The 26,542-nt window shown below is 37.5% G+C and carries 23 protein-coding genes; 2 read left to right on the forward strand and 21 right to left on the reverse strand.

Annotation, left to right across the window (positions count from 1 at the left end):
* Positions 1–84 precede the first annotated feature (84 nt).
* Positions 85–1,653, reverse strand: coding sequence for an extracellular solute-binding protein (locus tag BM157_RS09635; RefSeq protein WP_022501894.1), 1,569 nt, complete (start codon positions 1,651–1,653; stop codon positions 85–87).
* Between the two features lie 422 nt (positions 1,654–2,075).
* Complete coding sequence (locus BM157_RS09640) at positions 2,076–2,717, reverse strand: YigZ family protein (protein ID WP_022501895.1); 642 nt, start codon at positions 2,715–2,717, stop codon at positions 2,076–2,078.
* A 153-nt stretch (positions 2,718–2,870) separates the two neighbouring features.
* Between BM157_RS09640 and BM157_RS09645 the strand changes: the two genes are divergently transcribed.
* Complete coding sequence (locus BM157_RS09645; RefSeq protein ID WP_090140895.1) at positions 2,871–5,624, forward strand: transglycosylase domain-containing protein; 2,754 nt, start codon at positions 2,871–2,873, stop codon at positions 5,622–5,624.
* A 228-nt stretch (positions 5,625–5,852) separates the two neighbouring features.
* On the opposite strand, the gene spoVAE is transcribed toward BM157_RS09645, so the two are convergent.
* The 15 genes from spoVAE to gdhA all read right to left on the reverse strand — a co-directional run bounded on the left by spoVAE (position 5,853) and on the right by gdhA (position 19,660).
* Positions 5,853–6,212, reverse strand: a complete 360-nt coding sequence (gene spoVAE / locus BM157_RS09650) for a stage V sporulation protein AE (protein ID WP_055306200.1) — start codon at positions 6,210–6,212, stop codon at positions 5,853–5,855.
* Between the two features lie 90 nt (positions 6,213–6,302).
* Entirely contained in the window at positions 6,303–7,358 is a 1,056-nt protein-coding gene (locus tag BM157_RS09655; RefSeq protein ID WP_090140897.1) for a stage V sporulation protein AD, read from the reverse strand.
* A gap of 177 nt (positions 7,359–7,535) precedes the next feature.
* Complete coding sequence (locus BM157_RS09660) at positions 7,536–8,330, reverse strand: methyltransferase domain-containing protein (protein WP_090140923.1); 795 nt, start codon at positions 8,328–8,330, stop codon at positions 7,536–7,538.
* A 31-nt stretch (positions 8,331–8,361) separates the two neighbouring features.
* Positions 8,362–8,817, reverse strand: a complete 456-nt coding sequence (gene spoVAC, locus BM157_RS09665; protein ID WP_022501900.1) for a stage V sporulation protein AC — start codon at positions 8,815–8,817, stop codon at positions 8,362–8,364.
* A gap of 135 nt (positions 8,818–8,952) precedes the next feature.
* On the reverse strand, positions 8,953–10,812 hold the full coding sequence (locus BM157_RS09670; protein WP_318255906.1) for a DUF975 family protein: 1,860 nt from the start codon (positions 10,810–10,812) through the stop codon (positions 8,953–8,955).
* Positions 10,813–10,838: 26 nt separating this feature from the next.
* Complete coding sequence (locus BM157_RS09675; protein ID WP_090140899.1) at positions 10,839–11,252, reverse strand: stage V sporulation protein AB; 414 nt, start codon at positions 11,250–11,252, stop codon at positions 10,839–10,841.
* Positions 11,246–11,887, reverse strand: a complete 642-nt coding sequence (locus tag BM157_RS09680; protein ID WP_055174027.1) for a stage V sporulation protein AA — start codon at positions 11,885–11,887, stop codon at positions 11,246–11,248. Before BM157_RS09680 ends, BM157_RS09675 begins: the two co-directional genes overlap by 7 nt.
* Positions 11,888–11,959: 72 nt before the next feature.
* Positions 11,960–12,697, reverse strand: a complete 738-nt coding sequence (locus BM157_RS09685) for a SigF/SigG family RNA polymerase sporulation sigma factor (RefSeq protein WP_055174026.1) — start codon at positions 12,695–12,697, stop codon at positions 11,960–11,962.
* Between the two features lies 1 nt (position 12,698).
* The gene (gene spoIIAB / locus BM157_RS09690; RefSeq protein ID WP_022501905.1) at positions 12,699–13,130 is read right to left on the reverse strand and encodes an anti-sigma F factor; all 432 of its coding nucleotides are present in this window, start codon (positions 13,128–13,130) and stop codon (positions 12,699–12,701) included.
* A 1-nt stretch (position 13,131) separates the two neighbouring features.
* Positions 13,132–13,560: an STAS domain-containing protein gene (locus BM157_RS09695; protein WP_022501906.1), complete on the reverse strand. Its 429-nt coding sequence runs from the start codon at positions 13,558–13,560 to the stop codon at positions 13,132–13,134.
* A gap of 134 nt (positions 13,561–13,694) precedes the next feature.
* Positions 13,695–15,089 carry a tetratricopeptide repeat protein gene (locus BM157_RS09700; protein ID WP_090140901.1) on the reverse strand — a complete coding sequence of 465 codons (1,395 nt, stop codon included), beginning with the start codon at positions 15,087–15,089 and terminating at the stop codon, positions 13,695–13,697.
* A gap of 2 nt (positions 15,090–15,091) precedes the next feature.
* Complete coding sequence (locus BM157_RS13030) at positions 15,092–15,232, reverse strand: hypothetical protein (protein WP_172677765.1); 141 nt, start codon at positions 15,230–15,232, stop codon at positions 15,092–15,094.
* 21 nt (positions 15,233–15,253) lie between these two features.
* Entirely contained in the window at positions 15,254–16,525 is a 1,272-nt protein-coding gene (locus BM157_RS09705; RefSeq protein WP_318255907.1) for a bifunctional folylpolyglutamate synthase/dihydrofolate synthase, read from the reverse strand.
* Entirely contained in the window at positions 16,494–18,032 is a 1,539-nt protein-coding gene (locus BM157_RS09710) for a coiled-coil domain-containing protein (RefSeq protein ID WP_090140905.1), read from the reverse strand. The genes BM157_RS09705 and BM157_RS09710 overlap by 32 nt, the downstream gene beginning before the upstream one ends.
* Positions 18,033–18,313: 281 nt before the next feature.
* A complete protein-coding gene (gene gdhA / locus BM157_RS09715) occupies positions 18,314–19,660 on the reverse strand; it encodes an NADP-specific glutamate dehydrogenase (RefSeq protein WP_090140907.1) in 1,347 nt (448 codons plus the stop codon).
* A 392-nt stretch (positions 19,661–20,052) separates the two neighbouring features.
* On the opposite strand from gdhA, the gene BM157_RS09720 reads away from it, so the two are divergent.
* Positions 20,053–22,029 (forward strand): LCP family protein, encoded by a 1,977-nt coding sequence (locus BM157_RS09720; RefSeq protein WP_090140909.1) that lies wholly within the window; start codon positions 20,053–20,055, stop codon positions 22,027–22,029.
* A 187-nt stretch (positions 22,030–22,216) separates the two neighbouring features.
* On the opposite strand, the gene BM157_RS09725 is transcribed toward BM157_RS09720, so the two are convergent.
* From BM157_RS09725 to BM157_RS09740, 4 genes are all read right to left on the reverse strand, one after another.
* On the reverse strand, positions 22,217–22,915 hold the full coding sequence (locus tag BM157_RS09725) for a polysaccharide biosynthesis tyrosine autokinase (protein WP_022501912.1): 699 nt from the start codon (positions 22,913–22,915) through the stop codon (positions 22,217–22,219).
* Between the two features lie 20 nt (positions 22,916–22,935).
* Entirely contained in the window at positions 22,936–23,694 is a 759-nt protein-coding gene (locus BM157_RS09730) for a YveK family protein (RefSeq protein ID WP_022501913.1), read from the reverse strand.
* 35 nt (positions 23,695–23,729) lie between these two features.
* Positions 23,730–24,620, reverse strand: coding sequence for a Cof-type HAD-IIB family hydrolase (locus tag BM157_RS09735; RefSeq protein WP_242858612.1), 891 nt, complete (start codon positions 24,618–24,620; stop codon positions 23,730–23,732).
* A gap of 98 nt (positions 24,621–24,718) precedes the next feature.
* Complete coding sequence (locus BM157_RS09740; protein ID WP_055174021.1) at positions 24,719–26,419, reverse strand: S8 family peptidase; 1,701 nt, start codon at positions 26,417–26,419, stop codon at positions 24,719–24,721.
* Positions 26,420–26,542 lie beyond the last annotated feature (123 nt).

Below are 26,542 nucleotides of genomic sequence, written 5' to 3' on the forward strand. Positions count from 1 at the left end.
CAAAATTCGTGCCAGAAGACCAGGTCTACTGGCACGAAATATAAAGTGATGTTTAAAACATCTTTTAACACATATTAAGTAGCATTAATTCTTTCCAGCGAACTGTGTATTTAATGACTTAAGAGCCGCATCTACCTTAGAACCAACAGTCTTTGTGTATTCCTGCATACCCTGATCAACTGTCCATTCACCTCTTGCAACGTTATCAATTACTGTGTATCTTTCTGTATTGATATCACCAACAAGCTTACCAACTTCTTCTGTCATAGCAGGTGAATCTACAAGTGTAGAATGTTCAAAGAACATATCTGAGCAAGATGTAACATTTTCTGGCTGTTCAGCCTTTCCTGGATCCTTACCGTTTGTGAAGTTAGCAAGAACTAAGTTGCAGTCAAGATGAGCCTTAGCATAAAGTGTCTTAGGGTTAGTCTTCTTACCAAGGAACTTGAATGAACCATCAGCCTGCTCTTCATAGTAGTAACCCTTAGGACCATATTCCCAAAGTGTCTGGATATCTCCACCATCTAACATTGTATCGATGAAGTACTTGAAGATTCCTTCAGCCTTACCTGTCTCAGCAGCGTGAGATGTAATACACCATGATGGTGCAAGTCTTTCTGCGTATGAACCAAGTTCCTTAATTGGAAGTATTGGAATAATTGAATCATCAAGACCAGCTGTCTTTAAGTATCCTCTTAATGTATCAGCCCACTGTCCAGCCCAGTATGTAAATACACCTGATTCTGTCTTAGGATCTGATGACTTAAAGTCGTTACGTGCTGTCTGAGTTGTCTTTGTGCTTGTTTCCTTATTGATAAGACCATCGTTAACAGCGTTCTGAATTCTCTGAAGAGCATCCTTCATCTCCTTCTGAGAGAAACCATCTACATATTCACCCTTTGCCTGGTCATAGTAGAAAGTAAACTGAGCATTCTGATAGAATTCTGGAAGGTAGTTAGTATAAGGTGCTTCCTTTGAATAGAAACCTGGAGCAGAAATTACATAATCAACTCCTCTAGCTTCCTTCATCTTCTTAAGCATTGTGTAGAACTCATCATATGAAAGCTGCTTGCTTGTTAAATCTGCCTTAGAATAACCAGCCTGAGTAGCCCAAGCTTCCTTTACATATGTAACACATCCGTTACCACGAGCAGGTACGAATCCGTAGAGAGCCTTCTCACCATCAACGCCTCTTACATAGTTAGCCTGCATAATCTTCTCTGCATCTGAGATAAGTCTTCCAGAAGACTTTGTTGCTGAATTATTCCAAGCATCTGTCATATCCCAAAGAAGACCCTGGCTTGCATAAAGTGCTAAATAATCAGATGAAAGAATGATAACATCTGGCATTGCACTTGCATCAAGCATTGAGTTAGCAACTGCATCATAGTATGAGTTGTGGTCAGGACGTGTGATTTCAAAATCAAGGCCTGTTAATGACATAAGCTGTTCATCAAACTTCTCGCCCCATTCTTCTAATGTAGGAACTGTACCATCAACCATAATTGTGAAATGTCCTGGCTTTTCTACGCTTGCCCAATCTACAGTTTCTTTTGTGTTGTTTGAAGCATTGTTATTGCCACATGCTACAAGACCCATTACTGATGTAAGAGTTAAACCTACAGCAGTAAGCTTTTTAATTGTCTTTCTCATAAACTTGTAAACCTCCCTTAATTGGTTCTTGTGGGGCAACCCCACTTAATATGTTTTTTGACATTGATATATTACCATTTTTGTACTATTTTAACAAGACTATTTTTAACAATTCTTGTATTTTTTTTAATTTTTTTATGAACCCCAGTATTTATGCGGCTTCCCAGCACTATATTTTTGAACAATTTATTAACAAAGCGCCCTTTATGTATTCATTCTGTATAATTTTACATCTATTAAAAATAGATGTTTTATGTAAATTTTGCACTATTATTAAGATAATTTTAGCATTTTTTTACATCACTTTAACAATCAAATGTAATTTTTATCTAAAAACCATACTTAAATTGTGCTTATTTACCAGTGTTAATTATTTGTTCACAATTCGTCCATTTGTTACAATCATATAATTGTACGATATGTTATAAAAATATTATATTTCCAGCCATATTTCTGCAAAATTTAACATTTTCTTTATCATTAAGAACTACATTACCCGCAAACGTGTCCATCAGCTTCTTTTCAAATGTGTCACAAACTGACATTTCTGCCGCAAGTTTAATTGTGACATTTGCACCAAAGTCAGTATCAATGATATCCACATTATTATCATTACATATATACTGCAATTTGCCATATGCGTTATAATCAGTCGTTATGACAGCAGTTATTCCGTCACACACCTGTGCTATGTCCGAATTCTTAATCCCTTCTTTAGCAGCAGCCTGATATGCTCTTATAAGTCCACCTGTTCCAAGAAGCACGCCGCCAAAATATCTTGTTACAACTAAGAGGCAGTCTGTAAGCCCATATGAATTAAGTATATCAAGCATCGGCTTTCCTGCTGTCCCCTGCGGTTCTCCATCATCACTAAATCTCTGTATCTGCCCCTTATCGCCTGTTACATAAGCATAGCAGTTATGTCTTGCATCCCAGTATTTCTTCTTTACTGCAGTGATATACTCCTCTGCTTCTTCTTCGCTTTTTATTTTAAAAATGTGGCAGATGAAACGCGACTTCTTCTCCTCTATTTCTCCACTGCCGTTCTTTAAAATTATATTCATAACTCCTCCGATTGCCTGTCATTCATTTCTATGGTACAATAAGGTATCCGTGTTACGGATTATCACTTTAAATCCTTATTGGATTTTGTACCTTGCATTTGGTAAATAATATCATAGTTTTACCATTTATAACAATATGGAGGATTTACAATTATGAATTATGGTGGAAACGGCATAAGACGAAAGAAAAAGCTCCTTAATTCATCAGCAACGAAGTTTAGGACTAAGTTTAACATTTTCTTTATCAAACTACTTCTTGTTGGTGCAATTGCAGTTGTAATAAGCGGCTCATGCCTTATATTCGGTGCTGCACAGGGCATAATTGAGAGTGCACCTGATATATCGTCAATCAATGTTTCACCCGAAGGTTACGCAACTAAGATATACGATAACAATGGTGAAGAAATACAGACGCTTGCAACAACCGGAGCTAACAGAATATACGCTTCCCTTGACCAGATTCCAGTATATCTTCAGCACGCATTTGTTGCTATTGAAGATGAAAGATTCTACAAGCATAACGGAATTGACCTTCAGGGTATTATGAGAGCTGCCATGATTACTGTATCCGATGGCGAGATGTCACAGGGTGCCAGTACAATCACACAGCAGTTACTTAAGAATAATGTATTTAATGCTTACAATGAATCTACTATGGAGAAGATTAAAAGAAAGGTTCAGGAACAATATCTTGCTATCAAGCTAGAAACTGTTATGGACAAAGACAGCATTTTAGAGAACTATCTTAATACAATTAACCTAGGCAATGGTTATTATGGTGTACAGGCGGCTGCTAACGGATACTTTAATAAAGATGTATCCGAGCTTACTTTAAGCGAATGTGCCGTACTTGCTTCTATTACCAAGAACCCTTCAAGACTTAACCCTTTGAAGAATCCTGATGATAATAAGGAAAGACAGCTTGCCGTGCTTAATAATATGTTAAAGCAGGAATACATCTCTACTAATGAATACAGCGAGGCTGTTGCAGATGATGTATATGCAAGACTTGAAGGTATTGATGTATCAGCTGCTGCTTCTTCATCTAATTATTCTTATTTTGTAGATGAAGTTATCAACCAGCTTATAGATGACCTTATGCAGCAGAAGGGTTATTCTAAACAGCAGGCTACAAGTATGATATATTCTGGCGGTTTATCTGTATACACTACTCAGGATATGTCTATGCAGAACATTGCAGATTCAATACTTAATGACCCAGACTACTATCCATCCAATACAGATTTTACTATTAATTATAATCTCACAGTAAAAGAGACAGATGGAACATTTTCATATTATTCACAGAATAATATGGAGAAATGGTTTAAAGAAAATGTTGATTCTTCTTTCAGCCTTACATTAAGAAATGAAACTACTGCTCAGGGCTATATTGACCAGTACAGGGAAGCTATGACAGCTAATGGCGGAACTGTTACTTATGAGAAGTCCTATTTTGTTATACAGCCTCAGATTTCTTTCTCTATAATAGAACAGTCAACAGGCTATGTTAAAGTTCTTGTCGGCGGACGTGGAGATAAGGCTACTGACAGAGGCTTAAACAGAGCTACTGATGATGTAACAAGACAGCCGGGTTCTTCTATCAAGCCGCTTGTTGCTTATGGACCAGGACTTGATACTGGTGCTATCACTCTTGCTTCTGCTATCGATGATGCACCTTACTATTATTCAGGAACAGATGCACGACTTGTAAAGAACTACACAGAAGGACAGTATCTTGGATATATGACAGTGCGTGAAGCACTCACACGTTCACAGAACGTACCTGCTGTAAAGGTTCTTACACAGATAACACCAAGCGTTGGTTTCAGCTACCTTGAAAAGTTCGGACTTTCAACTTTGGTATCTACCAAGAATGCAATTAACGGAAACCACGATGTTGTGCAGTCACTTGCACTTGGTGGTATGACAAAGGGTGTATGTAATATAGATATGACAGCCGCCTATGCGGCAATCGCCAACAAAGGAACATATACTAAGCCAATATATTACACTAAGGTATTAGACAGAGAAGGTAATGTAATTATTGACAACTCAATACCAGAAACACACAGAGTCTTAAAAGAGTCATCTGCATGGCTTCTTACAAGCGGTATGGAATCTGTTGTTAATTCAGGTACCGCTACAAGAGCCAAGTTATCTAACCAGCCGGTTGCTGGTAAGACTGGTACTACACAGTTTGATACTGATATATGGTTCTGTGGATTTACACCTTACTACACTGCTTCTATATGGGTAGGTTATGATGATAACTCTAAGCGTGTTGACTCAGTCAACCATACCGGTATATGGAAAGCTATTATGCAGGAAATCCACGAAAATCTTCCTACTGGAAGCTTCACACAGCCAGATGATATTGTACAGGTTGCTGTATGCTCTAAGTCAGGCAAGCTCCCTGTTGAAGGTTTATGTGATGCTGACCCTAGAGGAAGCTGTATAATCACTGAATATTTTGCGGCTGACAACCAGCCTACAGAAACCTGTGATACTCACGTTAAGGTTAATATATGTAATGACTCAGGTCTTGTTGCTAACGCAGGCTGTACTAATGTTTCAACTAACATTTATGTTAAGAAGTCATCAACTAACACTTTAGGTGGTGAGGATACTTCTGGTTATACAACTGCTGATGCACAATATGCGATAACTGATGAGAAGCTAAGCAGGCTTTGTACGCTTCACTCAACAGCCGCACCTGTAACACCATCAACAACTACTAACAATAACAGTAACAATAACAGTAACAACAGCCAGTCAACAACTACAAAGCAGAACACGACCCCGCAGAACACAACAGCTACAACCACCACACAGAACGCTTCTAATTCGCAGTCAACAACTGCAAAGCAGAACACAACCGCTTCTACTACAGGAAGCAGTAATTAATCTGTCGGTAACAATAGCTTGTAACTGTCAGCCAGCTGATTATTTAGTTATTTAATTAGTTATTGCGTTAATTAGTTCGTTAATATTCATAACGATATGCAATATAAAAAAGCCCCTGCTTACTATATTTATAAGGTCCTTCCTAAATGCCCTATAGCTTTTATGCAAGTGCTATAAGCAAACCCTATAAATTAATAAGCAGGGGCTTTTTATATATCGCTGTAAATTTTATTTCTTTTTCATCTTAGGCTCGAATATCCACGAGGCAATATAGCCGAATACAAGTGCCGCTGACACTCCCACCGCACAGGCTGTAAAGCCACCTTTGAACAATCCCAAGAAGCCCGAGTTATCAACAGCCATTTTCATTCCCTTCCATAGCACATTTCCAAAGCCTGTCAATGGAACGCTCGCTCCCGCTCCTGCGAACTGCACAAGTGGTTCATATAATCCTACCGCACCAAGAACCGCACCTGTGGTTACAAGTATAACCATTATTCTTCCTGGCATAAGCCTGGTCTTTTCCATTAAAATCTGTGTCAGGACGCATATAATTCCGCCTACAACAAATGCTTTCAAATAATCCATTTTAACGCCCAGCTCCTTTCTTTTACTGACATATAACAATCCTGTTATGAACTTTCAACTTATATCTGCCGCAATGCTGTGTTATGCACCTTATACAGCCTCAAGCACAACGCCGTGTGCTATTCCGGGTATTGACTTACCTTCATTAAAGCTTACCTGCGATAACAATGCCCCTGTTGGAACAAATAATACCCTTTTTAATTCACGTTTTCTTAACTTGTCCAATACAAGAGTATCAAGAACTATCGCACTGCACCCACAACCACTTCCACCTGACTGGGTATCCTGCTCATTTTTATCAAATACTTCTATTCCGCAGTCCGTGTATATATCACTTATGTCTATTCCTTTCTCTTTAAGAAGTGTAAGAAGTATCTCTTTACCTGTATACCCCAAGTCACCGGTTATAATCATATCGTAATACCCTTTAGTCACTTCAAAATCCTTATAGTTGGCTTCTATTAGGTCTGCCGCCGCAGGTGCCATACAGGCTCCCATATTCATAGAGTCCTTAACGCCGTAATCTACTATCTTTCCTGTAGTTATGCCCGATATAATTACATTTGCATATCCATTATCCACAATCTGGCACACATCTCCATCACATTTTGTTATCACTGGGGAATTAGATACAAGATACGCTCCTGCACCTGTAACCGTCCACGTTGAACTCATTGGCCTCTGGTTACCATATAATAATGGAAATCTGAACTGCTTCTCAGCACTTGCAAAATGGCTTGAAGCTATCGCCGCCACATTATCCGCGAAACCAGCATTAACACACATAGCCGCAAGCGATAATGACTCGCCCATAGTTGAACACGCACCATAAAGTCCAAAAAGCGGCACATCATACGTCTTTAAGCCAAAAGATGTCGCTATAAGCTGACCTAATAAGTCACCTGCATATATATATCTTATGTCCTCTGGCATCATTCCTGTCTTTTCTAACAGCTTCTCAAATGCAAGGCTCTGTATCCTGCTCTCTGCCTCCTCCCAGCTTTCACCACCGAATAAATCATCTTGCGAAACGACATCAAAGCAGCAGCCCAGCGGTCCTTTCTTTTCCTTAGTTCCCGCCACTGTAGCTCCTGCTTTGATGTATACATTATTATCAAATTTAATACTCTGTTTACCTGCAATCATACGCTACCTCTTAATATTTATTCATAATCAATCATCAATAGGTAGTATCTGCTTTATCAGGTAATTTATTCATTACTGTATTATTTCCCCAGCATTATCCGTTAATTATTCTATATTAATATTATCATATGAGTGTCAAAAGTAAATTCTGCCACTCACTGATGTATCCAGTTAAAATTACTTAACTCTTAATATATCAAGTGTATGCGCTGCCGCTCCGATTAAATCCTGTCTTTCGCATGTTGCAAGATGATACTTCACGAATTCTGCGAATTCTTCTTCTGTAAGCTTATTAAGATATGGTCTTATATAGTTAGCCGGTCCATCTGGTGATAATATTTTAATTCTCTCAAGCCCTGCCGCCTCATTAAGACTGTTAATATCTTCTATTCTCATATAATCATAGAGGTTCTCCTCACTTGATACAGTGTGATAATCCCCTGTCAGTCTGTTCCCATTAAGACATTCCTTAATATGTCCTTCCTTAAACGCATATGTAATAACACTATATTCATTCATAAGATATGCCACAAGTATAATTCCACCCGGCTTGACAACTCTCTTTGCTTCATTAAGTGCCTTAAGCTTATCCTCAAATGTAAACAAATGGTACATAGGTCCAAAAAGCAGTGCCATATCAAATGTATTATCTTCAAAACGCTTAAGCTTAAGTGCATTGCCCTGATATGCCTTGACATTTGAATTCTTAGCCTTTAGAAGTCCAAGATTATGTTTTACTAGTTCCACCGCAGTGACATCGTACCCTTCCTCAGATAATGGAACGCTGTATCTTCCTGTTCCTGCACCTATATCAAGTATCTTTATATCACTGGCAATATCCATAGCCGCCTTAATATCATCAAGGCAGTTATGGATATATTTCATAGATGTTATAAATTCAACCCTTCCGTGACGTGAATCCAGACGTTTCTCCTCATTGAATTTATTATAATGCTGTTCTAATTCGGTCATTGCCATTTCCTTAGTACCTCCAAATAGTTAATCACATAAGACTTATTATCCAGTATATCAGACCTATAATCCAGCTGAAAAATATTCCATACAATATAACCGGTCCTGCTATCGTAAATATTTTACAGCCAATACCAAATACCTGTCCCTCTTTCTTATATTCAATCGCAGGAGAAGCTATACTATTCGCAAATCCTGTAATCGGAACAAGTGCACCAGCTCCTCCAAAAGACGTGATAAGCGGATATATTCCAAAGCCTGTAAATATAACACTTAAAGCAACAAGTATAAGCGTTGTATAACTTGCTGCATCATCTGCTGTCATTCCTGTCATCTTCATAAAATTCATAATAAGCTGGCCTATTGTACATATAATTCCACCTGTTATAAATGCCTTAAAGCAGTTGTATACACACCCCGCCTTTTTCGTGACATTTTCAACATACTGGTTATAGCTTTTATTTCTTTTTTCAACATCCTGAACCATAATAATCCTCATTCCTACATATGCTTTATTAGTGACATATGTTGATATTAATAATCATATATTCCGCCTGTCTTATTGCATTATATTACTATTAACATATGTTTCTATTAGCATTACCATAAACTTAAGAATTATTCATAAATAATAATACATATCATATATGTTAAGGCATGTTATTCCCTCGCCCACATTAGGGTGCTTCTTTGTGTACAACTGGTCTGCAACAAATATCATCATAAGTGCCACACATAATGGTATAATAATCTGAAGCTTTATCTTTCTGAAATAATTATCAAGCAATGGTGCTACAAAATACACTATAGCCATTCCACCAATACCAAAGGCTAACAGGCCTTCCGCACATATACGCCCGTGAATATTAAGGAAAAATCCTGTGTAATCCCACCACTTCTGTCCGTTATGTGTAAGTTCCAGCACAAGTCCTGTAAAATACTCAACAACTCCACACAGAATAATCGCCAGCACGAACTCAAGAGCCGGCTTTTCCCTGAACTTTTTAAGAAGCAGAAGTATCAAAAGACCGCCAACTCCGTATATTGGAAGCCAGGGACCGTGGAGCACGCCTCTGTTAGCAAATGAATGATACAGCATTAAGTGTGATGAAACTTCCCAGAACCACCCTATAAATGACATTACAAAGAATATAAGTATAAGCGATGGAATTGAGTAATTACGCATATATACCGTACTTTCAAAATTAGCTCTATGCTCCTTTAATGTAAACAGCCTTGAAGGATACATATTACCAAGTATCTCCTGTTTACATCTGTCAGCTTTTATCTGTTCCGCCTTGGCATCCTCGAACTTCTTTTCCTCACTCGTATTAAAAAGAATTACGCCGAACCAGTCAGCAAGAAACTTTCTTAATCTCCTGAAATACCTGATGTCAGATTTCATAATATCATCATCAAATCTTTCCTCTGGAGAGTCCTCATTCATATATGGATATATGTCTGCGTAAGCTGCCTGCAATTCTTCTTTTCCTGCCCGCTCATACAGATATACATCGCTTAGCATTTCCATGCCTTCTATATTATTCTTAATAGCATTTTCTCTTATAAGAACATACAATTCTGTAAAAAATGCTGTCTTATATGGATTGGAATATAATACCCCCACAAGACCCATAGATATAAAGCTTAATATATTCCAGCCAATAAATGATAACTGGTAGCAGAAACATTTCCACTTATAGCCGTTCATCATTCTTCTTGATAAGGTTATTGCATCATTAGCCTTTATGTCTGGATTTTCGGCTATTATATATGGCACAAGCATATATGACAGCGGCTTAATAAAAGCCCCTGCTATTGTAAGCGACCATAATATGGTATACAAGTCTTTAACTAACATTGTAAAGGCTACACGCATCCACCTTTTTACTCTCATAAGAAACATAAATTTGCCGACCCCTACACTTTTATATGTCCGGCTTTCAAGAAATATTCTTCTTGATATAACAACATAAGACATTTTCACGACATATCTTATTCCAAAATAAAATATAAGTGCCAGACATAAAAGCAGGATAACAACAAGATGTCTTGAACCCGTAATTCCGTATACAACATCAACTATAGTAAATACAACCGCACCTGATGATACGTTATTAACAACTGATGATAATATTCCCGAAGTTCTCCCCAGTATGTCCCCTGCATTATCCTTTGCTTTGTCGATAAGTGTCTGCGACTGCTCTTTGCCCTGTTCCTCATTGTTCATAATAACTGATACAATTGCATCAAGCATTGCACTTTTCGTCCTGTTATCAATATCTGATGTAACAAGCGTAACGCCCTGTGATTCGTTCGTATCTGTATTATTAATGTCTGTCATCTGCATTTTAAAGAAACTGAAAGTTTCCGTAAATTCACTTCCAACAAACGCTGCTATAAGACACACAACAACCAATATCCAGAAATGCTTTTTTAATGTTCTCTTAGCTGCTTTTGCAAGCTCTTTTCTCGTAATCATATTTTTTCTTCCTGTCTGTTTAGTATTTAAGGTACTAAATAGTATACCAAATGTCCCACCATCTTTCCAATAGCAATAAACAAAACTACAAAGCCAAGACATTTTTTAAGCTTTACCCTGTGTGCTAATATAGGAAGTGCTTTGACTGTTTCTGCAAGGCATATTAAAAATGTACCTATAAATATTCCAGATACCGCACCATACAATATAACACCTGCCACGCCAAGCTTAATCGGCAGTTCAAATATATACCATATATTCCCAATACCTGCACCAAATATAATCATTTCCTCATAAAGCATTATTGATTCTGTTGTGTTGGTCACATCTGCGTATCTGTTAATAAGACCTATGCTTGATATTAGGGCGAACAGTCCTGTAGCCGTAACACCTCCGGCACTTAACCCGATAAGTATGATAAATAATATTTTAATCAGCATTTTGTTGCCCCCGGATAATTGTTTCTTACGCATCTTGGCATACACTCTACAGAGTCAATCATAGCCTGATTTTCATCTTTGACATACTGGTTCATAGACACCTCTATAGGGGTTGGTGCTTTACTCATCTTCTTTCCAGCAAAATGGTCATAAAATACTGCTATCCCGGCAAACAACCCTATTGCATAAGCTATCTCACACACATTGTATTCCATAAGCCAGTCCACACCTGACATCCGGTATACTTTTTCAAATATCTCTATTGTGCTGACATCATTATTATACGCCATTATCGCATAAGCACTTCCTATAAATATTATTATGCACACGATAATCTTAAGAATAACAGATAACCACACCGGCTGCTGGTTCTTTCTGTAATCGATTATAAAATCACTCTCGCCTATATTATTAACGTCAAGTGTATCATCAAGCTGCTGTATCGCTGATATAACCTGCATTGAGCTTATACATATCCTGTCCTTTTTAGTCCTGTAAAATGTTGCCAGCTTTATGCTTTTTATCTTAGGAAGCAGCTTTTTTTCAGCATACACTTCTGCCACATCAGACAGATACACATCCTGCTTGTCTGTTTTAGTAAGCTGTCTTATCTTTAAATATACTGTTTTTGACATAGTAACCTCCATTTCACAGCATTTTATGCTGATTAAATAATGCTGTTAGAAGTATTGCCAATATTGCCCATATTATTCTATATCTATCTGGCTTCGCATACGGTTTAATATTTTCTTTTCGAGACGTGATACCTGAACCTGTGATATTCCTAATACCCTGGCGGCCTGTGTCTGTGTCATATCCTCATAATATCTCATTCTTATAAGCTTCCTGTCCCTCTCGCACAGGCTGTCCACAAGCTCATTAATCATTATATTATCAATAATGCTGTCGCTTCCGCCATCCTTGCCCTCTAACTTATCTATAAGACATACCTCATTGCCATCCTTCTGGTATATTGTCTTATAGATTGACTCCACGCAGTCGCCAGCCTCCATTGTAACGATTATATCCTCTGTCGCTATTCCTGTTTCCCTGGACAGCTCCTCAATAGTCGGCTCGCGGTTAAGAATACCCTTTAACTTCTGGGAAGCCGTAAAACATTTGTATCCATTTTCCTTAATACTACGGCTTATCTTTATTATGCCATCATCTCTAAGAAATCTTTTAATCTCACCCGTAATCATCGGAACTGCATAAGTTGAGAACTTCACATCATAGTCCATATTAAAATTGTCTATTGCCTTTATAAGCCCAATACAGCCTATCTGGTACAAATCCTCCATCTCTGCACCCCGCCCTGTAAATCTTTTAACTATGCTCCACACAAGTCCGCTGTTATCAATAACAAGCTTCTCCCTTGCTGATTTATCATTGTTGTGTGCTTTAATGATCAATTCTTTAGTATGATCGCAAGCATACACATCCATTCTACCTGTTACTTTCTCCTATTCTTTTCTTCATAATTACAGTTGTACCCACATTTTTTCTTGAATACACATTAAGCTCGTCCATAAATGCTTCCATAAATGAAAAGCCCATTCCTGACCTTTCAAGCTCTGGCTTTGTTGTATACAAAGGCTCCATTGCTTTATGGACATTTTCTATTCCTACGCCCTCATCTTTTATCTTTATAATAATCTCCCTATCCTCTAAAGAAAGTGTCATATATACCTTGCCGCCTTTTCCCTCATAGCCGTGCACAATACTGTTGGTAACTGCCTCTGATACTGCTGTTTTTATATCTGATATTTCCTCTAAGGTCGGGTCTAATCTTGTCACAAAAGCTGCAGCAACCACTCTTGCAAAACTCTCATTCTCTGATATTGCATCAAATATTACATCCACATTATTCTCCTGCATTTTACATCCCCCTCTTATTCTGCTTTCTGACGGCATCGCACAGATTATCATATATATCTACTATTTTATGAAGTCCTGATATAAGCAGTATTCTTTTAATGCTCTCATTAATTCCGACAACACATATATCACCTATATCGCGTATCTTCTTATATCTTCCCATTATAAGCCCTATTCCAGCACTATCCATAAAATCAACCTTGGAAAAGTCTATAATAACCCTGTCCACTCCCCTTTTATCGATTATATCGTCTATTACCTCTCTCATCTCATCTGCCAGATGATGGTCAAGTTCTGCATTAAGGCTTATAACAAGATTATTCCCGCTGACCATATATATGTAATCGGTTCTTTTAATATCCTCTGCTGTATCATAGCTGTCTAATTCACTGTCTAATCCATTATTAAGAAGCTGTGTATCATCTCTCATAACTATCCTCCTATCCTCTATTCAGGGTATCGGCACCCTTGTGCTAAGCGTAACATATAATTATATCAGAATTTCCTGTTACACAAAAATATCCCTGACGGACTAATTTCCGTCAGGGATTTATCGTGTGGTAATTAATGTGATGTCACATAATCATTAGCTTCTTTATAATATCCACTTGTCTTAAAGTCATTTACAATGTACTGATAGTACTTCTTGGCATTGTCTGTCTGTGAAAGTGCGACATAACATTTAGCCGCATAATAAGCTGCATCTACCTTAGTGGCGTCGCACTTAAATGCCTTAACATAATCATCAACTGCTGTAGCATAATCTGACTTATAGTATGAAGTCTGAGCCTTGCTGTAGAACTCATTAGCTGCCTGTGCCATAACAGCAGTCGAAATTGTATTATATAAAGTCTTGGCTGAGTCTGATGGAAGTGCACTTACATCAACGTCAATAAGCTTCTCAGCAGCTTCTGTCCTTTTATTGGCTATATAAGCATTAGCAGACTCAATAACTGATATTAAAAGCTTATTGCCACCGCCAGTTCCATTAAGTTCACTTAACTGCTGTTCAAGTGATTCTTTCTCTGCCTTTACAGTCTTTAATTCACTTTCCATACTGTTAAGCTCTACATTGCCTGATGAAAGCTGTTCACTGTATTCTGCCAGACTTCTGTTATAATCTTCTGTTATACCCTTGTATCTTGATGGCATTACTAAGAACCATATAAGTGCCGCACCAATCACAACACCTACAAGAACATTGACTATTGTAATAGCACCATTGCTTGGTTCTTTGTATGATGACCTTGGAAGTATTACATCATTACCATTAAGAGGCTTGCTTTCTTCTTCCTTTACCTTCTTCTTAGGTAAGAAGCTTCCAGATATATCATTATCTTTAATATTCTGGCTCTGGTTTATCTGTTCAAGGTACTTACTTGCAAGAGTATTATTCCTGTCTATCTTAAGCACTGAATTCAGGAGCTTTCTTGCTCTTTGATATTCATTATCTTTAATATATATAAGCGCAAGCAACAGATGTGCCTTTATAAAATGCGGATTAGATATAACAATCTTCTTTAACTGTATTACTGCCATATCTGTATTCTTATCCTTGGCATACTGAAGCGATACGTTATATTTCTTAATATCATTAGTAACTGATTCAAACTTATTCTGATTAGACTGGATTTTCTTTATATAACTCTCTGCAACATTATCGTCCGGGGCAAGGTTCTTGCTCATTACCCACTGTGATAATGCCTCAACCACTTCTCCCATCTCACAATATATAAGTCCGAGAAGATTTCTTGCATTAATATTATATTTGTTAATCATAAGACTTACTTTTAAAGTTTCTATTGCTCCTGATAAATCCCTCACACGGGCTTTCTCAAGACCTTTGTTGTAATATATATCTGAAACCCTGGCAGTCTTTTTGTATATAGAGACATCTGTACCACACTTGGCACATGTGTCATTTGCTGAAAGGACACAGCCACATTTGTAACATCTCATAATTACTTCTCACTCTTTCCTTCGATAATCTTGTTAATTAAATCTGTTATATCTGGTACATCATTCTTGTATATTGCATCTTCTGCATCCTCAACTTCCAGACTTGGCTGGAACTTCTGGATTTCCTCATCAAAATCTAACATATCTATTCTCCAATCTTTATATTATTCCAAAACTTTCCTTATATCTGCTACAAGATAAAGTGAACCTGTACCAAACACCATCGGCTCATTCTTTAATGCAAGAACCGCCTCTTTCGCACTATCATACACTTCCACTTCAATATCTGTATGTCTTTTAAATGCCGCACTTATGTATTCCTTATCCAAGTGCCTTATGCCGCCTGTCACAGTAATCGCTATTCGTGCAAATACCTTACAGCCGCACAGTATGCTTATCATCTGTTCAAAATTCTTATCACTTACAACTGAGAATAATAATGCCGCTTTATCAGTGCTGTCAGCATACATTCCGTTAACCGAATTAACAAAACTCTGTATTCCCTGAGGATTATGTGCACCGTCAACATATATGTTATCCGTAAGCTTCTCCATTCTGCCCTGCCATATGTGGCTCCCTGCCGAATCTACTATGGCACTGTCTTTAATATCAATATGATACAAATGCTTTAAAAGCCTGCATACTGTAATTGCTATTGACACATTTTCCACCTGATATATTGCAGGAGTAGCCAATCTTAAGCAATTATTAATATAATACTCATTATGCAGTGAAAAATCAATACAGCCATTAAAGTTTTTAATTATTTGATATTGCTGTGGTGATACTCCGTAACAATAGCTGTTCTTGCTGTGTGCAATATCCTCTATCACACCAGAAGCCTCATTGTCATCTGCATATACAACAGGCACGCCCTGCTTTATTATTCCTGCTTTCTGCTCTGCTATTTTCTTAATCGTATCTCCCAGTATTGCTGTATGTTCAAGGCTTATTGTCGTAATTACACAGCACAGTGGATTATGTACTGCATTAGTCGCATCAAGGCTTCCGCCAAGCCCTGTTTCTAACACTACATAATCGACCTTGCATTTATCAAAATATAACATAGCCGCACCGAAAAAAAAGTCAAAATATGCAAGCTTAAGATTATTCGCCCTGGCTGTTTCATACACCTTATTAAAGTACTGTGTAAAATCTTCTCTTGATATAAGTTCACCGTCAACCTGTATGCGTTCCCTTATTGTCACAAGATGGGGTGATGTAAACAGACCTGTCTTATATCCTGACTTTTTTAAAATATCATCTATATAAGAACACACTGAACCCTTGCCGTTAGTTCCTGATATATGTATTATCTTTAAATTCTTATCAGGATTTCCAAGAAGCTCTAAAAGCTTCCCAGCCCTTTCTACTCCTGTAGTTTCACCATACTGCGGCGTATCATTAAGAAACACTTTTATCTCTGAATATTCCATTAAACACTCCATTCTCATATATGAACACTATCGGTTTCCTGCCGCCTGTATACACATTAAGCTTATCACCATCAAGATATATGCTGTAATCACTGCTGTCGTGCATTTCCTTAAGCATTTCCTCGATAACTACGATATGCTTTCTGTCGTAGTTCTTTACAAGCTCTGTAAATATATCATCACTAAATCTGAACTTATAATAATAAGCACTCCAGAGACGCTGTAAATTCTGCTTTCTTTCATTCGTCTGCTCATCAAGCTTATTATGATAAGTCTCGGTCTGGCTCTTTGTCATCTCAATTTTCTCTTTAGTAAGATATATCTGGTTAAGAAGTTCCTGATTTTTTCTCTCCCTTACACCAGCTTCTTCTGATGCCCTGTCTAACTGTCTTTTAACCTCATTAACCCTTGCATAGTAGCTTTTAGTTTCCTGCTCGGTATGCGAGCCACTCATATATTCATTCTTCTTAGCTTCAAGCTCTGAGAATTCTTTGTCCACCTCATCTAAATGTTCTTTGGCTTTTTCAAGTTTTTCCTCTGCATCTGTCTGCCTTTTTTCTATTCCTTCAAGTTCTTTTATAAGCTTGTCTGTTTCACCATCTATCTCTTTTACCTGATTGATAAGTGCTGCATATTCCATATCCTGCTCAAGCTTTGCCTTATCATCTTCTGCCACATAGGAAGGCATAAGTTCATCTTTAGCATATAACGGCTTATTGTACCTTCTTACAGCTATATTAATCATTCTTGCAAGCTGTAGCGAAGATACCTTATTGAAGGTTCTAATTGCCTGATACATAGTCTTTATCTCTACTGTCTTATAATCAAATGCTTCAACTCCAAAACACTCTATAACAAGTCTTAGCTTCTCCTGTGTCTTCTGCTTTCTTAAGCTCTTTAACACACCCATTCCATTAAATGCGTCCGGCATAAGTTCTTTATGTACTACCCTCTTTATCTCAATATCTGCACTGGCAATTGCTTTATCCATAATGGCTGACCACTCCCTGAACTGGTCAGGTGTTACATTCTTAATGCTCTGGTACAGATTATCCATAAATGCCTCGTTATATTTGTCACTTATAATCTGCATTTTATGGGCTGGTGCTATGTACTGGTTAATGGAATATCCTGCTCCTGCCGCATTAACAGCAAGCATTAAAAGCTTATCCCTTCCTGCCACTGTGCTGACATCTATGCTGCCCTGTGCTCCTGCTATCTCAAGCAGTTTAAGTTCTAACATTGACATTAAATGTGTCCTGTCCGCTGTCTTAAGCTGCATATATTTGGCTTCCACCATATCTGACACTTTCTTATAATCATATTCGACTTTTAACTTACTGCTGAATATCTCTGCAAATGAATTCGCCATATCTGCAAGTCCGGATATGATACGTGAACCTGTCTCCTTCGCTGCATTTCCTATTGTCACACTATCAAAAAATGCAAGCTGCAGCCTTATATCATCATCTGTTAAATTATTAAGAATACTGTATAAATCTGACATTAATACTCCTCTCCAAGTGTTTTGTCATATTTTTTTAGAAAAATACCATTTTCTCCCTGATAGATCATTAATGGGCAGAATACTATCTGGCACCTACATCTTAATGTTTAATTATATAAGTTATGCAGACAAAATACAATGTGCTATTTATTAAAAAACTGCCCTTATACATGAATTATCTATTACACAAAAAGAGCCGCCGCATAAGCCCAATGTTAACTTAATAACATTGCACTTAAGCAGCAGCCCTCATATATTAATTCGTTATAATTATGGGATAATTAGCATACACCCTGAGCAAGCATTGCATTAACAACCTTCTCGAAACCAGCGATATTAGCACCAGCCACATAGTTGCCTTCCATACCATATCTCTTAGCAGCATCATCAATGTTGTGGTAGATATTAACCATGATGTTCTTAAGCTTAGCATCAACCTCTTCGAATGTCCAGCTAAGTCTTTCACTATTCTGGCTCATTTCAAGAGCTGAAGTAGCAACACCACCAGCATTGGCAGCCTTACCACAGATGAACATTACACCATTGTTCTGGAAGTACTCTGTTGCATCAAGAGTTGTAGGCATATTAGCACCTTCACAAACAGCCTTAACACCGTTAGCTACTAACTGCTTAGCATCCTCAAGGTCAAGTTCGTTCTGAGTAGCACAAGGAAGAGCGATATCACACTTAACTGACCATACACCATGCTCACCATTCTTCTTCTCATAGTATTCAGCTGACTTTCTTGCAGCAGCATATTCTGTAAGTCTTGCTCTCTTAACTTCCTTAACTTCTCTAAGAAGTTCTACATCAATTCCTTCTGGATCATATATCCAACCTGTTGAGTCAGAGCATGTAACAACCTTAGCACCAAGCTGCTGTGCCTTCTGGATAGCATATATAGCAACATTACCAGCACCTGAAACAGCGATTGTCTTGCCTTCAAGTGAATCACCATGACACTTCATAAGTTCTTCTGTGATGTAAAGAAGACCATATCCTGTAGCTTCTGTTCTTGCAAGTGAACCACCATATGTAAGACCCTTACCTGTAAGAACGCCTTCAAACATACCTCTGATTCTCTTGTACTGACCGAACATATAACCGATTTCTCTTGCGCCTGTTCCGATATCACCAGCTGGAACATCGACATCAGCACCGATATACTTGCAAAGTTCTGTCATGAAGCTCTGGCAGAATGCCATGATTTCTCTATCTGACTTGCCCTTAGGATCGAAGTCTGAACCACCTTTACCACCACCGATTGGAAGGCTTGTAAGTGAGTTCTTTAAAATCTGTTCAAAACCTAAGAACTTGATAATACCTAAGTTAACTGATGGATGTAATCTTAAACCACCCTTGTAAGGTCCGATAGCGTTATTGAACTGTACTCTGAAACCTCTGTTAACCTGTACCTGGCCCTTATCGTCTACCCAAGGTACACGGAACATTAATACTCTGTCTGGCTCTGTAATTCTTTCAAGAATTGCATTGCTTCTGTAAAGCTCCTCGTTAGCATCAACAACTGGTCTTAATGAATTAAGAACCTCTGTTACAGCCTGTAAGAATTCTGGCTGATCTGCATTTTTCTTAGAAACTAATTCTAATACTTCATCAACATATCCCATAATCGTTTAACTCCTTTGATTTAATATTCGTACGCTTTAGTACGTTACCCAAGTGATATTATATTAATTTCACTTAATTTATGCAAGTTTTTTATGTGTTTCACATAATTAAATTGAACAAAAATGAATATTATTAAGTTTAATTAGGTTTATCTTTAATTTTCCGCTTTATTTTCTTTATATTATTAAGTAAAACATACAATACCAATATGTTTGTATACTGCATACAGGCATATTTTTACATTTTTCTATATTTAATACTCTATTTATTTATTTTTTTTTAGTAATATGTTATAGTATTTTTGTTATGTTAAGCTTTTAATTGAATATATTTCACATTTTTTAGCTTGACTTATACATTTATTCTATGAATATTAACAGGAGATAACATTATGTCAGGATTCTTTGACAAGACCAGAGAAGATATGCAATATATCTTCAAAAAGGGGAGCACTCTTTCCCAGAGTGAGAAGAAGCACAAGCTAAGAGCATGGGCGACAGTTATTGGTATCGCACTCGTTGTTGTTCAGCTTATATTCACTGTATTGACACTATTGAAGCTTTACAAACTTGATATTCTTCCACTCAAGTATATAGCAGCTATTGATGCCGTTCTTGTGCTTGTGGCAATATACGACTTCCTATCACAGTTTACTAAGACACATATTATAGGAAAAGTAATATCTGTACTTTTATCCGCTGTACTTTTATATACATTCCTTTTCACATCAAAGGTTGATACAACTCTTGATAAGATAAGCAGTAATGGTAATAACATACAGGAGATTACAGATGTAGTTGATGTAGTTGTATTAAAGAAAGATAAAGCACAGTCACTTTCTGATACTCTATCTTATACATTTGGTTATAATTCTACTGTAGATGCTGATGATAATCAGGATGCCATACAGAAGATTAACTTTAATAACAACGCTGACATCAAAACCAGGGAATATACAACCTGGGAAGATATCATTCCTGCATTAGAGGCTGGAACTGATATTCAGGCTATGCTTATTAATGACAACACATTATCATCATTTGATGAGGAATATGAAGAATTCCTCGACTCAATAAGAATTGTAGGAACTATTGAGCTTAAGAGAACTGTTGAATTGAGCGAGTCTGACAAAAAGGTCAACGAAGAACCTTTTGTAATATATATATCAGGTAATGACGAAGAAGGCAAGATACTTTCAACAGGACGAAGCGATGTCAACATTTTATGTGTCATCCACCCAATAACAAGACAAGTGCTTCTTATCACTACTCCAAGAGATGCCTATATCAACCTTACTAATCCTGGTACGGGTGCTCAGGGCTATGATAAGCTTACACACGCCGGACAATGGGGTATAGAGGGTTCTATACTAAACCTTCAGAATCTGTATGACCTTAATATTGATTACTATGTTAAGATTAACTTTACCGGCTGCGAGACAATTGTAGATGCACTTGGTGGTGTAACCATCAATTCATCTGTTGACTTTGTCAATGGACTTGAGGCAGCTCCAACAAGATATCACTATGTAATAGGTGATAATGAATGTAATGGTGAACAGACCTTAGCTTTCTGCCGTGAAAGAAATGCTTTCTTAGATGGTGATTACCAGAGAGGCCGTAACCAGCTTGCAGCCCTTACAGCTATTATCAATAAGCTTACATCACCTGCAATACTTGCAAAGTACAGTGCATTACTTGATTCTGTCGGTGATATGCTCTACACTAATATGCCTGTATCAGATATTACATCACTTGTAAAAGGGCAGCTTGCCAACAGCCGTTCATGGAATATACAGACATACAGCACAGGTGCAGAACCTGACAGCAGACTATGCCAGCATTTCGGTTCTTATCGTTCTGTATCACTTCTTTATCAGGCTGATGTTGATATTGCCAGACAGCTTGCCAAGAAGATAATTAATGGTGATATATTCGATGCACAGGAATATTATGACGAAGAGATCAGCAAGGTTTCTAACCCAACTGGTTTGATGTCTTTACCTAATACTTCAAAATCATCAAGCACTAACAAAGAAGAAACTTCTGCTGCCACATCAACTAAGAGTTCATCAACAACTAAGCAGCAGCAGACTACAACTAAAGCAACTGCCGCACCTACAGAAGCAGCAACAACTACAGCAGCTCCTACACAGACCCCTGCTCCTGATAACAATAGCAATAACAATAACAACAACAACAGTAACAACAACAACAGTAATAACAATAACAGTAATAATAATAATAACAGCAATAATACCGGCAGTAACGGCAATAAGACAGAAGCTACAACAGCTCCTACACAGGCGGCTGCCGCCCCTGCCCAGGCAGATAGCAATTCCAATGCTAATCAGGCTGCAGCTAATTAACTATAAAATATTGCTCAAAATACTATTAATAAAACACTATTAACAAAATACTATCAAGTATTAGAAAAAGGCTTCACATTATGTATATCGTAATGCGAAGCCTTTTTGACCTTTTAAATAGTTATTAAGTTAATATGTCAATTAGCTGTTTATAATATTATATGTTATTTACGACATAACCAGCCACCTATTTATTGGCATGTTCTCCATACTTGCCATAGTATTTGCCATAATACTTACCATAGTATTTGTTATCGTCCATATCGACCTTATTAAGTACCACTCCAAGAAGCTTGCAGTCTGTCTTTTTAATCTGCTCCAGACCCTTCTGGGCGTATTTGTAGCTTACATCATTAGCCGCCATTACATAGGCAACTCCGTCACACTCCTGTGCCACTATGGCACTGTCTATTACACTTCCTATAGGTGGTGTATCAATTATTATATAATCATACAAATCCCTTAATACTTTTATAAGTGTCTTAAACACCTTATTGCCAAGAAGCTCTGTAGGATTAGGTGGCACCGGACCAGAAAATACTACATTAAAATTCTCAACATTAGTTGCATACATAACTTCTTCAAATTTATTAATTCCTGATAAGAAATGTGTAAGTCCCTTAACAGACGTATTAATCTTATAACGTCCTACAAGCACCGACTTTCTTAAATCCGCATCAATAAATATAACCTTCTTGCCTGCTTCTGCAAGTGATACCGCAAGATTAAATGATACAGTAGATTTACCTTCTCCCGGTGTCGTACTTGTGAGCATAATAACCTTGATATCCGAACCGCAAAGCTGGATATTCGTTCTTAAATTCTTATATGCCTCATTAGCCCTGTAATCAAGCTTTCTTAATCGTTCTATATTGATAGTCTGCATATTATCTTTTCACCTGACTTTTACTTTTTATTCTTGTTCTTTTTGTTCTTCCTGCTCTTTTTCTTGTTCTTTGGCAAGCCATCATCCATTTCTTCTGAAATTGGAATAACTGCAAGTGTACTGAGGTCAAAATATTTCTCCACATCTTCTGTAGTCTTTACAGTATCATCTAACATTGACTTTATTACTATAACCGCCGCTGACAGCACAATACCTGCAAGAGCACCTATAATTGTCCATTTCTGGACAACAGCAAATGCTGGTATCTCTGATAATGAGCCTTCCTCAATAACATTTACCTGTTCAATCTTCATAATATCACATATCTTCTGTGATGATACTTTAGCCACGCAGTCAGCTATCTTCTTAGCCTGATAAGGATCATCACTAACAACTGTTATCTGCAATACACGTGTATCCGAAGGTGTATCAACAGATATGCTTGAAGCAAGCTGTGAGGCTTTCATATCAAGCTTTAATTCCTTGATAACTTCATTCATAACCGGAGCACTTGTTACAAGTATCTTATAATCTTTCGTAAGCTGTGTAGATAACTGGACATCTGATAAAGTAGTCGCACTGTCGTTAGCTCTGTTTAATACATACAGCTTGGTTTCTGACTCATACTGTGGTGTTATAAAAAACTTTGCCACAAGAAATGCACCAAGTCCCACTATTATGCCTGTTGCAATAATAACCATTATCTTATCCCATAATATAGATAAAATATGTCCAATATCAATTTCTATTTCTTCATTCTGAACATTATCTCTTCCCATTGTCAATCTCCATAATTATTTATCACTTAATCACTCTAAGCATTTAATATAAATCTTTTAATTATATCGGCAACTCCCGATTCATCATTAGATGGTGCGATATAGTCTGCATACTTTTTCACTTCTTCATACGCATTATCCATAACAGCCGCAACACCTGCTATCTTTAACATTGGTATATCATTCATTCCATCTCCACAGGCTATAAGCTCATCTTCTTTGATAGACAGCTTACCTAATAACTGCTGTAATGATTTATCTTTGGCAACCCCCTTTGGTACTACCTCAAGGAAATAATCTTCTGAATAAAATGCATCAAGCACGTCAGAATAATGCTCTAATAAAGCTTCCTGCACTGGCACAAGCTTATCGTGTCTTCCTACAACAAGGAACTTATTAACTGGATAATCTACATATTTCTTTAAATCATCTGTCTTAATTATTGTTGTATTATTGCAAAATGCTTCTTTTAACACATACTCATCATCATCACTCTCTGCTGCTATCTTTCCGTCCGAATATGTAAGTGCATACACATCATTAGCTCTTGCATAATCACATATATCGTCTATACACTGCCTTGGAAGCTCGTGGCTTACAATTACATCTCCATTCAGGCAGTTAATTATCTCACCACCATTGTAAGCTAATATATATCCGCCTCTCTTATCTAACTCAAGCTCATCTGCTATCGGTGTTATCCCAAATAATGGACGTCCCGAAGCCAATATAACTGTAACATCTTTATCAATTGCAGCCCATACAGCCTCCTTATTAGCCTCCGGAAGCTTCTTATTATGGTCTGTGAGTGTTCCGTCAAGATCGAGTGCAATCGCTTTATATTTCATTGTTAAATACCTGTCCTTTATAATTCTTATATAGGTGTCGGGGATACTTCCCTTACATATGCCAATTAATTGCTTCACTATTACATCACCCTGCAATTCCTGACAATATATCCGCATACATAATCACTTTATCATATGTACTTAATAATTACAATAAGCTAAGCCTTAAGCTTTTATTAACTTATCCTCATCTGGTCAAATGCACCTGCTATATTCAATCTGCCATAGCCATATTCAACATTTGGATAAGCAATATCCCCCGGTCGGTCTGCTCCCCTTATTATATATGACTTAATCTCGCTATTACTTATAACTGATCTGTTATTGTTAGTAACTCCCCAGCTAAAAAATAATGCCGCTGCCCCTGCAACGTGTGCCGCAGCAATGCTTGTTCCTGATCTAACTGTATAGCCTCTTACGCCTCCAACACCATACACATTAACTCCTGGTGCTGCTATATCAGGCTTAACCCTGTTATCCGCCGTATAACCCCTGCTGCTGTTCACGTCGCTTCCGTTGGTATTATGATTATATGCACCAACAGTAATAAGCCTTAAACCGCTGGCAGGCTCTACAAGCGTTACATCAGCATCTGAATTAAGAAAATAGGCATCACAGTCCATAAGCTCTTTTAAAGTTATCCACGCATTAAAATATCCAGGAAGATTAGTAAGACTATATACATCTATCTTCCACAGTCCCTCTGCCGGACGTTCAAATCTCATAAATATAACTTCCTGCCCTGCAACAGTTTCTGTAATCTGGTAATCAACATATATCCTTGAATTCTCCAAAAGAAATGAATATTGTGTACTTGAGCCTATCCTTGCTGGTATTCTTGGAATAATCTCGCCTGTCGGTGATATTATTGATACCGACAGTACATCAAGACTTTTTGCCCATATTTCAAGCACAAAGCCTTTTCCACGCCTCTCAACATTTATCTCCATTTCCTTATATTCAGGAACAACAGAAGCGTAACCGCTAAAATGTGTCCTTTTGACTGCCTCATTGCCAGCAGGAACAACAACACATGTATTAACGTGCATTGTAAGTGAATCAAGAACATTTGATAAAGGACTTCCGCCTGTTCTTGAGCCCAGACCACTACCCAGTCCCATATATATGACAAGAGGCATTTTCTTTAACCCTGCATAATCCTTTAGAAATCTTGCGGCAAGCATAATATCCGTTTCCTCAAAACACACTGCATCATCCCTTATGTAGAAGTAATCCCTTAAATATTTCTTTGCATTTTTTAATTTTACACATACTATGCTTGCCTCTGGTGCAACACCTATGTAATCATCAATTTTTCTTGAAGCAATTACTCCAGCCATAAATGTTCCGTGCCCTGTAATATCGGTTGTTCCCACATAATCGTAAGGATTTAGTCCATTGCGGTATGCTTCAAGTGCTGTATTAATCTCTGCCTGTTCATATATACGACCATAATTAACATATAAATTCTGCCTGTACTCAAGGGTCTGATCCCATATAGCCATAATACGCGTATTACCAGCCGTATCACAGAAGTTCTCACTAAGATAATCAATTCCTGTGTCTATTATCCCCACGATAACACCCTGCCCTTTTGAATTTAAAAAAGGCTGGCTTGTTATGTTGGTGGCATTTACCGCATCAATGCTTGATGTATCCATAAGCCCATACAACTTGGGAATTGTATAATATCCCAAGTCACTTATATTAAAATCCCTGTCATCCGGAAGCCTGCTATGTGCAACAAGCCATTGGTCATCAACCTTCTGTATACATACATCAGGGTTGCTTTGAAGCATCTTATTAATTCCCGGAAGATTGACAACTATATAATCATATATATCCTCATCTGTTATCATTTCACTGCATAAAGGCATAAAAAATGTCCTTAAAGATAATCTTTAAGGACATTATATGATTAATATTTTATAATAATACTAATATACTGACATACTGACATATACATAATAACTTCTGCAAAATAACATCAGCAGAATATC

The sequence above is a fragment of the [Lactobacillus] rogosae genome, assembly GCA_900112995.1.
GTDB classification, from domain to species: domain Bacteria; phylum Bacillota; class Clostridia; order Lachnospirales; family Lachnospiraceae; genus Lachnospira; species Lachnospira rogosae.